Source organism: Pseudomonas sp. 01L34 (assembly GCF_056400265.1).
The window spans coordinates 445,515-457,043 of record NZ_JBFTSX010000005.1; the positions used below are offsets into that span (position 1 = coordinate 445,515).

Genomic DNA, 11,529 nt, shown 5'->3' on the forward strand with positions numbered 1-11,529 from the left:
AGCGACTAATAAGAATTGAGGAAAGCGCAATGACTGACAAACCAGGTTACCGTCGCCCGCAGGAGGGCACTCAGCCGGAATACCTGCACCCTCCTTATCAATCCACCAACCTTCGCTCGCCGTCCAAGCCGTTGGTGTTTTTGCCTCATTCGCTGTCGGAAATCACCGGCCCGACCATCGGCGCCGAGCGTATTCAGGAGCGGGACAACGACCTGACCGCCCAGCACTCGGGCGAGCCATTGGGTGAACGGATCATCATCCACGGCCGTGTGCTGGATGAAGACGGTCTGCCGGTGCCGGGCATTCTGGTGGAGATCTGGCAGGCCAACGCCGCTGGTCGTTACAACCATGCCCGCGATCTGCACGACGCACCGATGGACCCGAACTTCACCGGTACCGGCCGCACCGTGACCGACGCCGATGGCTGGTATCAATTCCAGACCATCAAGCCTGGCGCCTACCCGTGGGGTAACCACCACAATGCCTGGCGTCCGGCGCACGTCCATTTCTCCCTGTTCGGGCCGAGCATTCTGACGCGCCTGGTGACCCAGATGTATTTCCCGGGTGACCCGTTGCTGGCCTACGACCCGATCTACAACTGCGTGCCCGATACCGGCGCCAAAGAGCGTCTGATCGCCAGTTTCGATCTGGAAAAAACCATCCCTTCCTATGCCCTCGCTTATCGTTGGGACATCGTTTTGCGCGGCCGCGACGCCACGCCGATGGAGAAATAAGATGACGCTGAACGCGACCACGTCCCACACCGTCGGACCGTACTACCACATCGGCCTGACCTGGCTGAACCGTGAAGACTTGACCGTTGAACAGACCCTCGGCGAGCGTGTGGCGATCACCGGGCAAGTCGTCGACGGCAATGGCGACTTCGTCAACGACGCCATGCTCGAAGTCTGGCAAGCCAACGCCGCTGGCAAGTACGACCACCCCGAAGACGATCAGGACAAGCCCCTGGACCCGAACTTCGAAGGGTTTGGTCGGGTGCCGGTGGATGCGCAAGGGCGCTTTCGTTTTACCACGATCAAGCCGGGCACTGTGGAAGGCCTGAAGGGCACGACCCAGGCGCCGCACCTGGTGGTGCTGGTGTTTGCTCGCGGGTTGGTGAAGCACTTGCTGACGCGGATTTACTTCGATGGTGAGCCAGCCAACGTGGCGGACCCGCTGCTCGAATGCGTGCCTGCCGAACGTCGTGGCACCTTGTTGGCGAAGCAGGATGCTGCGGGTGTTTATCAGTGGAATGTGATTCTGCAGGGGACGGATGCGGAAACGGTGTTCTTCGACTATTGAGTGGCGAGGGCTCTGTTGACCAAGGAGCTTTTTTGTGGCGAGGGGGCTTGCCCCCGTGCGGCTGCGAAGCAGTCGTAAACCGGTTGGCGCGATCTACCTAACAGGTCGCGCCAACCGGTCTAGGGCTTGCTTCGCAAGCCAACGGGGGCAAGCCCCCTCGCCACAGCTGTTGCGAAATATGTCTAGACTCTCACGGTCCCCACAGAGTGAAAAAACAATGACAACCTCCACAGCTGTCTACACCGGTGAAGAACGCAGCAAAAGAATCTTTGCGATTGTCGGCGCCTCGTCCGGCAACCTGGTCGAGTGGTTCGATTTTTACGTCTATGCCTTCTGTGCGATCTACTTTGCCCCGGCCTTTTTTCCGTCCGATAACCCCACGGTGCAGTTGGTCAATACCGCGGGCGTGTTTGCCGCCGGGTTTCTGATGCGCCCCATCGGCGGCTGGATTTTCGGCCGGCTGGCGGACAAGCACGGGCGCAAGAATTCGATGCTGATCTCGATTCTGATGATGTGCTTCGGTTCGTTGCTCATCGCTTGCCTGCCGACCTACAACAGTATCGGTGTCTGGGCGCCGATCCTGCTGCTGTTCGCGCGCTTGCTGCAGGGTTTGTCGGTGGGCGGCGAATACGGCACCACCGCGACTTACATGAGCGAAGTCGCCCTCAAGGGCCAGCGCGGGTTCTTCGCGTCGTTCCAGTACGTGACGCTGATTGGCGGACAGTTGCTGGCGGTGTCGCTGGTGGTGATCCTGCAGCAGTTCCTCAATGAGGATGAGTTGCGTGCCTACGGCTGGCGGATTCCGTTCGTGGTCGGTGCAGTGGCTGCGTTGATTTCATTGTTCCTGCGTCGTGCGCTCAAGGAAACCAGCAGTAAGGAAATGCGCGAAAGCAAGGATGCCGGCAGCATCGGTGCGCTGTTCCGCGATCACAAGGCAGCCTTCATCACCGTGCTGGGTTACACCGCCGGCGGTTCGCTGATTTTCTACACCTTCACCACGTACATGCAGAAGTACCTGGTGAACACCGCTGGCATGCACGCCAAGACCGCCAGCTACATCATGACCGGTGCACTGTTCCTTTATATGTGCATGCAGCCGCTGTTCGGCATGCTCGCCGACAAGATTGGCCGGCGCAATTCGATGCTCTGGTTCGGCGCCCTCGGGACGTTGTTCACCGTACCGATCCTGTTGAGCCTGAAAAGTGTCAGCAGTCCGTTCCTGGCGTTTGTGCTGATTACCGTGGCGCTGGCGATCGTCAGTTTCTACACCTCGATCAGCGGTCTGGTGAAAGCCGAAATGTTCCCGCCAGAAGTGCGCGCCTTGGGTGTAGGCCTGGCGTATGCGGTGGCCAACGCGATCTTCGGCGGCTCGGCGGAATATGTAGCCCTGAGCCTTAAAGCCGCAGGCATGGAAAACTCGTTCTACTGGTACGTGACGGTGATGATGGCGGTGGCGTTCCTGTTCAGCCTGCGTCTGCCGAAACAGCCGAAGTATCTGGAAAACGACCTTTGATCTTTCCGCGGGGGCCGTACTGGCCCTCGCCTGCAAGGACTGTTTATGAATCAGCGACCGGGCAATCAATTGTTCGATGTCTACTTCACCGCACGCGACATGCGTGAGGTGTTCTGCGATCAGGGCCGGGTTCAGGCCATGCTGGATTTCGAAGCCGCATTGGCCCGGGCCGAAGCGCGGGTTGGCCTGATTCCGCAAGCGGCTGTCGCGTCTATTGAAGCGGCCTGTAAAGCCGAGCATTACGATTTCGCCGCCCTCGGCGAGGCGATTGCCACGGCGGGCAATTCGGCGATCCCTTTGGTCAAGGCCCTGGGCAAGCAGATCGCCAAAAGCGATGCCGAAGCCGAGCGCTACGTGCATCTGGGCGCGACCAGCCAGGACGTGATGGACACGGGCCTGGTGTTGCAATTGCGCCGCGCGCTGCAACTGATCGAAGCTGATCTGGCGCAGCTGGGGGAAACCCTTGCGACCCAGGCCAAGCGATACGTCGTCACGCCGCTGGCCGGGCGCACCTGGTTGCAACACGCGACACCGGTCACCCTCGGCATGAAGATCGCCGGTTGGCTGGGCGCGGTAACCCGCAGCCGCCAGCGTCTGCTGGAACTCAAGCCGCGCCTGCTGGTGCTGCAATTCGGTGGCGCCTCCGGCACCCTCGCAGCCCTTGGCGATCAGGCGATGCCGATTGCCGAAGTCTTGGCCGCGGAACTGCAACTGACCTTGCCGGAACAACCCTGGCACACCCAGCGTGATCGTCTGGTGGAGTTCGGCGCGGTGCTTGGCTTGATCGCCGGCAGCCTCGGCAAACTCGGCCGCGACATCAGCCTGTTGATGCAGACCGAAGCCGGCGAAGTGTTCGAACCGTCGGCGCCGGGCAAGGGCGGTTCCTCGACCATGCCGCACAAACGCAACCCGGTGGGCGCGGCGGTGCTGATCGGTGCGGCGACGCGGGTGCCGGGTTTGCTTTCGACTTTGTTCAGCGCGATGCCCCAGGAACACGAGCGCAGCCTGGGCCTGTGGCATGCCGAATGGGAAACCCTGCCGGAGATCTGCTGCTTGGTGTCGGGCAGCCTGCAGCAAGCGCTGTTGGTGGCCGACGGACTGGAAGTGGACGCGATGCGCATGACCCGCAACCTCGACCTGACCCAGGGCCTGGTGCTCGCCGAAGCCGTGAGCATCGTCCTGGCGCAACGGGTCGGTCGCGACACCGCGCATCATCTGCTGGAGCAATGCTGCAAGCGTGCTGTGGCCGAGCAACGTCATCTGCGCGCGGTACTCGGCGATGAGCCGCAAGTGACCGCCGAGTTGTCGGACGCTGAACTCGATCATCTGCTGGACCCCGCCCATTACCTCGGTCAGGCCCATACCTGGGTCGAGCGAGCGGTGGCTGAACATTTTGCGTTGACTGCCTGAAGGAGACTGCTGTGGCATTCGTACAACTCGCCGATGGCGAACTGCACTACCAAATTCAAGGGCCGCAACTCGATGGACCGGTGGATGCGCCGGTACTGGTGCTGTCCAACTCACTGGGCACCGACCTGCACATGTGGGACGCGCAGATCCCGGCGTTCACCGAGCATTTTCGGGTGCTGCGTTTTGACACCCGTGGTCACGGCAAGTCATTGGTGACGCCAGGGCCGTACAGCATCGAGCAACTGGGCCGCGACGTGCTGGCGCTGCTGGATGCGTTGCACATCGAGCGCGCGCATTTCTGCGGTCTGTCCATGGGCGGGTTGATCGGCCAATGGCTGGGGATCAATGCCGGTCAGCGTTTGAACAAACTGATCGTGTGCAACACCGCGGCGAAAATCGGCGATCCATCGGTGTGGAACCCACGGATCGAAACCGTGCTGCGTGACGGCGCGGCGGCAATGGTGGCATTGCGTGATGCGTCGATTGCGCGCTGGTTTACCCCGGATTTTTCCGCCGCCAATCCGGCAGCGGCGAAGCAGATCACCGACATGCTCGCGGCTACCTCGCCTGAAGGTTACGCGGCCAATTGCGCGGCGGTGCGCGATGCCGATTTCCGTGATCAGTTGTCCTCGATCAAGGTGCCGCTACTGGTGATCGCCGGTACTGAAGACGCGGTAACGCCACCGTCCGGCGGGCATTTCATTCAGGAACATGTGCGGGGCGCCGAGTACGCCGAGTTCTACGCCGCGCACCTGTCCAACGTCCAGGCCGGCGCTGCGTTCAGCGAGCGGGTGCTGGCGTTTCTTTCAGGTCATTGAGGAATTTTTTGTGGACGAGAAACAACGTTACGACGAGGGCATGAAAGTCCGTCGCGCAGTGCTCGGTGACGCCCACGTCGACCGCAGCCTGAGCGCGCTGACCGAGTTCAACTCGGAGTTCCAGGAGATGATCACCCGCCACGCCTGGGGCGACATCTGGACCCGTCCGGGCCTGCCGCGCCACACCCGCAGCCTGATCACCATCGCCATGCTGATCGGCATGAACCGCAACGAAGAACTCAAACTGCACCTGCGCGCCGCCGCCAACAATGGCGTAACCCGTGGCGAGATCAAGGAAGTGATCATGCAGAGCGCGATCTATTGCGGCATTCCGGCGGCCAACGCGACGTTCCACCTGGCCGAGTCGGTGTGGGATGAGTTGGGGGTTGAGTCGCGGGAGTAACTGTCCACGACAATCCCCGTGGGAGCTGGCTTCTGTGGCGAGGGGGCTTGCCCCCGTTCGGCAGCGAAGCAGTCGTAAAGCTTTTGGGGCCGCTTCGCGCCCCAACGGGGGCAAGCCCCCTCGCCACAGAAGCTCGCTCCCACGTTGGGTCTGGGTTTACAGCAGGCTGATCGGATAGCTGACGATCAGCCGGTTCTCGTCGAACTCGTTGTTGCTGAAGTCACGGCGGATGGTGGAGTTGCGCCATTTGACGTTGAGGTCTTTGAGTGCGCCGCTTTGCACGGTGTAACCCAGTTCGCTTTCGCGGCCCCATTCCTTGCCGTCGCTGGTGGTGGCGGTGTGGACGTTGTCGCCGCTGATGTAGCGGTTCATCAGGGTCAGGCCCGGCACGCCCAGAGCGGCGAAGTTGTAGTCGTGGCGCACTTGCCAGGATTTTTCCCTGGCGTTGTCATAGCTGGAGTTGTAGCTGTCGTTGGCCAGGGTGCCGCCGCTGGTTCCGTTGACTCGCATCCAGGCGTTGTCGCCGGTGAGTTTTTGCAGGCCGACGTAAAAGGTGTTGCCACCGTATTTGGCCGAGAACAGACCCGACCAGGTCTTGTTGTCCAGCTCGCCCGCCCGGGCGCTGCCGTCATCCTTGCCGTAGAAGAACCCGAGATTGGCGCCCAGCGTCCAGTCGCCCAGCGGTTGGGTGTGGATCAGGTTGACGTATTGCTGGCTGTAGATGTCCTTGAGTTCAGCATTCCACAGGCCGATCTGAGTACGCTTGTCGTTGAAGACGTATTCACCGCCCTGGAAGTTGAAGCGGTCTGAGGTGAACGCCGCTTTGCCGGTCATCGACATGTCATTCATGCTGCTGTCGTCGCGCGGGCTGTTGGCGCGGAACTGGCCGCCGTAGAGCGTCAGGCCGTTGATTTCCTTCGAGGTGATCTGGCCGCCACGGAAGGTTTGCGGCAGCGAGCGACCGTCGTCCGAACGCAGGATCGGCAGCACCGGCATCCATTCGCCGACCTTCACTTCGGTCTGGGACAGCTTCGCCTTGAATGCCACGTTGGTGCGACCGAAGTTGTCCGCCGGGCGGCCATCGTGATCCAGCGGCAGCAACTGCGTCCCACCGGTGCCTTTACCGCCGTCGAGCTTGACCGAATACAACCCCAGCACGTCCATGCCGAACCCGACGGTGCCCTGGGTGAACCCGGATTTGGCGTCGAGGATAAAGCTTTGCGTCCACTCTTCAGCCTTGCCCTGGCTCTTGGTCGGATTGGTGAAGTTACGGTTGATGTAGAAGTTACGCAGGTTCAGGTTGACCTTGGCACCTTCGACAAAGCCTGCTTCCTCGGCCAAGGCGGGCAGGGCCGCGCCGGCCAGTGCGATGGCGATCAGACTGGGGAACAAATACTGCGTGGTGGAGGAAGTCATGGACTCGGGTCTCTCTAATTGTCAGGGATAAGGCAGTACACAGCCGCAACCAAGGGGTCGCAGACAAAAAATCGAATTCGGATAAGGGGGCGGGCGAGATCAGCCGGAGCGCAGAGGGCGCGTAGTCATGGTGTCGGACCTTGTTGTTATTGATTTTTGCAGGTGCGGACAATGGTGCGAGGGATGGGCGGGGGGATTCAATTGGGGGGGATGGGGTTTTGGGCGATTAACGAACACTAATCGACGTCAGCGTGGGCGCGGACGGTATGAGGCATTCCTAATAAAATCCCATAGTTATTCGGGTTGATAAGGGGCGTCCGCAGGTGTGTTCTATTAATGGCGCCTTGTTGTTTTGTTGATGTTAGATGGAAGTGTTTATTACTTTAGTTGTAAGACGTTTCCTACAGTGTTGGCTGTTATTAAAGGTAGATCAATAATCGCCGGTTAAACTTAAGAATTGGTGTTGTCGGTTATCGTAAAAAGATTTAAAGAGAGCCATGGGCTTGGCTGGAAAAGAAAAGAGGCCTTGCTATATTCAAAATCCTCAGGCGGGCAAAAGACACTCTCATGCTTCGTCAGGGGATATTTTTCGTCATGCCGAAATAACAAGGAGAAGTACCATGGGTAATAAAGTCAATCAGGAACGTTTGGCCTCGGTTCTGGGACGGGCCGTGCTGGACGAAAAATTTGCCACCGCCTTACACAGTGATCCGGCAGGGGCGGCTAGAAATATTGGCGTGCACTTAAGTACTGACGAGATCGCAGCGGTTAAAGGTATTGATGCTGCAAAACTGACGGCAGCTTCCTCCAGCATTCGGAGCAACCTGGGGATACGCGCGGTATTTGATACACAGAACCAGCAGCAACAAGCGCGCATGGATTAACGGTGGGTGATGCCATTTGGCGTGCCACGAAAGGTGGGCTTTATGGTGGTACGCCGAATGGCCTTATCAGACCCATGACCTGAAGCGCTCGGGCACGGAGTGAATGACGCATGTCTGTCACCTTGGCTCCAATGAATGACGCGGACTTTGTTACGTTCGCCGACAGAGCCCTTGCTGAATATGGCGACGGGATGGTCGCCGCCGGCGAGTGGGGCCAGGAGGAGGCGTCGCAAAGGGCACGGAGCGTCTTCGAGCAATTGTTGCCGCAAGGGCGATTGACTGAAAAGAATCAACTATGGGTAATCCAGGATCAAGCGCGGCGCATCGGTGAATTATGGGTTGCCGAACGACACGCTGGAGCCGGTCGGATCGCCTTCATTCTGGATATTTACATTGACCCCGGCGAGCGCCGCCAGGGGTATGCAAAACAATCGCTGCTGGCCCTGGAATCATGGGCGAGCCAGGCGGGATGCAAGGAAGTGCGGTTGCATGTCTTTGGTCGCAACGATGCGGCGCGTCGTCTTTATGAACAACTGGGTTATGGCATTGCCAGTCTGACAATGGCGAAGCCGTTGCCGCCAACCTAAGGGAAGGTTGAGAAATGGACATCGGTAACAGTGGTCAACGTGAGCTCTCGGTCGAGGATTTATTTCAGGGCACGACCTTCCTTGCGGATTCGGAGCCTTCGCGATTTGAAGTCTTGCTGGAGCGTGTCAGTCGAAATCGATACACCAGCTTTGTTGCGCTGTACACCGAACTTTTTCAGTTGTTTCCCAACGCGCCACATCTGGCAGAGTTTTTTGAACAGGCGTTTAATCTTATCGTTCCTCCGAGCCGTGAACAGCGCTTGATTATTAATGATCCGGTGTTTCAAGTGTGGAATGTACTGACCGCTCATTATGCCAATCTGGTCATCACGAAAAAGACCGAGGACAGGAGTGAGCTGGAAAAAATGCTGTTTGAATTTCCAGAGATGTTAGTGCGTGTCAAAGCATCCGATAGTTCCCGCGTGAATCATTATTGCCCCCCTGTGCATCGGTTTGATGTCGATCCGCTGGTAGCGATAGTGATGCCGCCCAGCTATGAGTTTCCGGAGGATGAAGCCGTCCGCAAACAGTTGGAGCGTAGCGGTTACTCCGTACGGTTTTTTTGCGATGTGGTGAATATTGCCCTGTTGCGCATAGAGCACACATGGCCCGCCTGCCGTGAGCAAATCAAAAAACTGGTCAAGTCGATTTTTTATTTACCCGATGGTTCATTTCGAAGCTGTTCAGCGTCCCGTTTCACCGGAATCATCCTGTTGTCGAGCCGGGATGATTCGATACTCGATCTGGAAGAGTCCCTGGTGCATGAGGCCACTCATCAGTTGCTCTATCACATTGTCGAGGCGTGCCCGGTCGTTAAGGAAGAGACCTCGCGGGAGCCTTTGTACACCTTGCCGTGGTCGGGGCAGAAGCGTGACTTTTATGGCTACTTCCACGCGTTTTACGTGTACATCGCGTTGGTCAAATACCTGGGGCGGGTTCGTTCGCGTTCGACCGATGAGCTGCAACGGGCGCAAAACCGTCTTCTGTACATTCTGCGAGGCTTGATCAAGGCATTGCCGGACTTTGAGGCCAGCACTGAATTCACCCCACAAGGACGTCAACTTCTGGAAAACCTCGCCAAAGAGGTCAGAGCGCAGGAAAACCAATATGCCGGGCTGTTGGCGATATCGGGGACTGATACTGAGCAACAACGCTTGCTGGGTCTGACCGCCTGAAGCCGGGGAGGCTCACATGGGGATGTTTGATGCCTCGTCCTATCCCGAGGCCGGAGTAGGGCTGGAATACCATTTGCCACGGCGCAGGGCACAGGATGACCGGTCGGAGGATGGACTTGACCCGACTGTCGAGCGAATTCTCGCTGAGGGTTTGCCGCATTTCGATTACGTCGAGTTTCAGCCGACCCACTGCATCCTGCAGCCTCGTTTACTTGACGTCAGCGCTCGAGTACCGAGCCTGCTGCACTCGTCCAGTTTGTCCCTGGGCAGCGTGGGCATCGCGATGGATCGCGAGTTTCTGCACATGACGCGGCGACTGTGCGACAAAACCCGCTCGCCGTGGCTGGCCGAGCATATTTCCTGGTCGCGTTTCCACGGTGGCGACACGCAGCATTTCATTTTGCCGACCCTGGCCCAAGAGGTGGCTGACACGGTGGTGGCCAATGCCATCGAATTGCGCGAGCTCACGGCCACACTGCTGGTGCTGGAAAACGCGCCGCGGTTGTTTTCATTGCCGGGTGGAGAAGAACTGCCCGAAGGTGAATTCATCTCCAGTGTGGTGGAGCGCAGCGGGGCGGGTTTCCTGCTGGATCTGGACAGCGCGATGGCGACCGCCAGAACCCAGGGGTATGACCTGAACGACTATTTGCGTTCGTTGCCGCTGGACCGATTGATTGAGGTTCACACCGGCCATCCGCAGCGGGATTGGGAGATCTTGCGCCAACTGTTCGCCTCATCCCCGGTGAAAGCGATCACCCTGGAGTGGGATATTTCCCGCAGAACCGATGACGCGGAGCTGCTGACGTTGATCAAAGCCATCAAATCCTTGAAGCCCAAGGCCCTGTTCTGGCGGGGCCGTGATCAACAGGGCGCGCAAGAGGCCCTGGCGGAGGATGCGCAGACTCCTTTGCGACTCAGGGAGAGCACCTGGCTCAGCATCGGGACGGAGTCGTTTTTTATCCGAGACCGGCAGCAGGACTTGAGCCTGGAGTTTGACGTGACGTTGCTGCCGTTACTGCGCCATTTCCTGAGCCCGCAAACGCTGGAAAGTGCCTTGTTGCTGCCGGGTGTTTTGCAAAGTCCTGCACAGGACGACAACCTGGCGTTTCTGAGAACACTGGTCAGCCATGGTGTTTTGCTGCCCGTGGTGAATCAATCGGGTTCGGTCACGTATAACCAGGGTAAGCATTCGCTCAACCTTTGGACCCGTTGGGACGCCGCGCTGGAGTTTTACCTGAGTACCCGGACCGGCTCGCACACGCCCTACATCAGCGTTGCCGAGCTGGAAACGGAGCTGGAGCAAAAGGCCTCGGCGCAACCTCAGCCGTCGGCGTTCAAGGACTACTGGTCCCATCCGTTCATCGCCCTGGAAAACCCGCTGCTGCCTGCCTGTGCGATTGCTCAGCCGACGCTGCTGGACTCGCTGTGCAATCGCCGCACGTCGCGAACATTCAGTGATCAGCCGTTGAGTTCGGAACAACTGTCTTTGTTGCTCTACTACACCTGGGGCGCGACCGTCGTGCAGCACAACCGCATGGGTGACTATTTCCTGAAGAAAACCTCGCCGGCCGGCGGTTCGCTGCAGGGCACCGAGGTGTATGCGGTGCTGATGAACGTGCAGGGTTTCGAGCGGGGGCTTTACCACTATTCGGTACGCCGTCATGGGCTTGAGCTGCTTTCCCTGGAAGATCCGCGAGCCTGGATCAGCGAGGCTTGTGGTGGACAGGCGTGGATCAAGGATGCGGCAGCGGTGTTCGTTTCCACGGCGCGGGTCGAGCGAATGGCCTGGAAATACGAATTCAGCCGCGCACTGCGGGTGGCGCTGATGGATGCCGGGCATCTGAGTCAGACCTTTTCCCTGCTGGCCACCGCGCTGGGCCTGGGCAGTTTCACGACCGCAGCGTTACGCGACGAAATGTTCGAAAACCGCTTGGGGCTCGATTATCTGGAAGAGCCGGTGTTTCTGGTCAATGGAGTCGGAGGGTGAAGCGAACAGGCTGGTTTTTTTCACGACCAACAAA

At 59.0% G+C, this 11,529-nt stretch carries 11 protein-coding genes; 10 read left to right on the forward strand and 1 reads right to left on the reverse strand.

The features are described 5' to 3' along the window. The first annotated feature begins 29 nt into the window (after positions 1 to 29). The 6 genes from pcaH to pcaC all read left to right on the forward strand — a co-directional run bounded on the left by pcaH (position 30) and on the right by pcaC (position 5,446). On the forward strand, positions 30 to 734 hold the full coding sequence (pcaH, locus tag AC1DQM_RS17665) for a protocatechuate 3,4-dioxygenase subunit beta (protein WP_477746588.1): 705 nt from the start codon (positions 30 to 32) through the stop codon (positions 732 to 734). A 1-nt stretch (position 735) separates the two neighbouring features. Next, positions 736 to 1,302 (forward strand): protocatechuate 3,4-dioxygenase subunit alpha, encoded by a 567-nt coding sequence (gene pcaG, locus AC1DQM_RS17670; protein WP_018926873.1) that lies wholly within the window; start codon positions 736 to 738, stop codon positions 1,300 to 1,302. Between the two features lie 217 nt (positions 1,303 to 1,519). Further along, positions 1,520 to 2,815, forward strand: a complete 1,296-nt coding sequence (locus tag AC1DQM_RS17675; RefSeq protein ID WP_064619884.1) for an MFS family transporter — start codon at positions 1,520 to 1,522, stop codon at positions 2,813 to 2,815. Between the two features lie 45 nt (positions 2,816 to 2,860). Further along, positions 2,861 to 4,225, forward strand: a complete 1,365-nt coding sequence (locus tag AC1DQM_RS17680; RefSeq protein ID WP_477746589.1) for a 3-carboxy-cis,cis-muconate cycloisomerase — start codon at positions 2,861 to 2,863, stop codon at positions 4,223 to 4,225. Between the two features lie 11 nt (positions 4,226 to 4,236). After that, entirely contained in the window at positions 4,237 to 5,043 is an 807-nt protein-coding gene (pcaD, locus tag AC1DQM_RS17685) for a 3-oxoadipate enol-lactonase (protein WP_111455067.1), read from the forward strand. Between the two features lie 10 nt (positions 5,044 to 5,053). Next, positions 5,054 to 5,446, forward strand: a complete 393-nt coding sequence (pcaC, locus tag AC1DQM_RS17690) for a 4-carboxymuconolactone decarboxylase (RefSeq protein WP_018926869.1) — start codon at positions 5,054 to 5,056, stop codon at positions 5,444 to 5,446. 156 nt (positions 5,447 to 5,602) lie between these two features. On the opposite strand, the gene AC1DQM_RS17695 is transcribed toward pcaC, so the two are convergent. Beyond that, positions 5,603 to 6,862 (reverse strand): OprD family porin, encoded by a 1,260-nt coding sequence (locus AC1DQM_RS17695; protein WP_305411405.1) that lies wholly within the window; start codon positions 6,860 to 6,862, stop codon positions 5,603 to 5,605. Positions 6,863 to 7,482: 620 nt separating this feature from the next. Between AC1DQM_RS17695 and AC1DQM_RS17700 the strand changes: the two genes are divergently transcribed. The 4 genes from AC1DQM_RS17700 (at position 7,483) to AC1DQM_RS17715 (ending at position 11,495) form a co-directional block, all read left to right on the forward strand. Further along, complete coding sequence (locus AC1DQM_RS17700) at positions 7,483 to 7,746, forward strand: Os1348 family RiPP precursor (RefSeq protein WP_111455068.1); 264 nt, start codon at positions 7,483 to 7,485, stop codon at positions 7,744 to 7,746. Positions 7,747 to 7,856: 110 nt separating this feature from the next. Further along, entirely contained in the window at positions 7,857 to 8,333 is a 477-nt protein-coding gene (locus tag AC1DQM_RS17705; RefSeq protein ID WP_111455069.1) for a GNAT family N-acetyltransferase, read from the forward strand. 14 nt (positions 8,334 to 8,347) lie between these two features. Then, entirely contained in the window at positions 8,348 to 9,508 is a 1,161-nt protein-coding gene (locus AC1DQM_RS17710; RefSeq protein ID WP_477746590.1) for an aKG-HExxH-type peptide beta-hydroxylase, read from the forward strand. A 16-nt stretch (positions 9,509 to 9,524) separates the two neighbouring features. Continuing rightward, on the forward strand, positions 9,525 to 11,495 hold the full coding sequence (locus AC1DQM_RS17715; RefSeq protein WP_477746591.1) for a multinuclear nonheme iron-dependent oxidase: 1,971 nt from the start codon (positions 9,525 to 9,527) through the stop codon (positions 11,493 to 11,495). Positions 11,496 to 11,529: the final 34 nt, after the last annotated feature.

Excerpts from the sequence above, each read along its gene's own strand:
- pcaH (WP_477746588.1), top strand. The coding sequence starts at position 30 with ATGACTGACAAACCAGGTTACCGTCGCCCGCAGGAGGGCACTCAGCCG.
- pcaG (WP_018926873.1), top strand. The coding sequence starts at position 736 with ATGACGCTGAACGCGACCACGTCCCACACCGTCGGACCGTACTACCAC.
- AC1DQM_RS17675 (WP_064619884.1), top strand. The coding sequence starts at position 1,520 with ATGACAACCTCCACAGCTGTCTACACCGGTGAAGAACGCAGCAAAAGA.
- AC1DQM_RS17680 (WP_477746589.1), top strand. The coding sequence starts at position 2,861 with ATGAATCAGCGACCGGGCAATCAATTGTTCGATGTCTACTTCACCGCA.
- AC1DQM_RS17695 (WP_305411405.1), bottom strand. The coding sequence starts at position 6,862 with ATGACTTCCTCCACCACGCAGTATTTGTTCCCCAGTCTGATCGCCATC.
- AC1DQM_RS17700 (WP_111455068.1), top strand. The coding sequence starts at position 7,483 with ATGGGTAATAAAGTCAATCAGGAACGTTTGGCCTCGGTTCTGGGACGG.
- AC1DQM_RS17705 (WP_111455069.1), top strand. The coding sequence starts at position 7,857 with ATGTCTGTCACCTTGGCTCCAATGAATGACGCGGACTTTGTTACGTTC.
- AC1DQM_RS17710 (WP_477746590.1), top strand. The coding sequence starts at position 8,348 with ATGGACATCGGTAACAGTGGTCAACGTGAGCTCTCGGTCGAGGATTTA.
- AC1DQM_RS17715 (WP_477746591.1), top strand. The coding sequence starts at position 9,525 with ATGGGGATGTTTGATGCCTCGTCCTATCCCGAGGCCGGAGTAGGGCTG.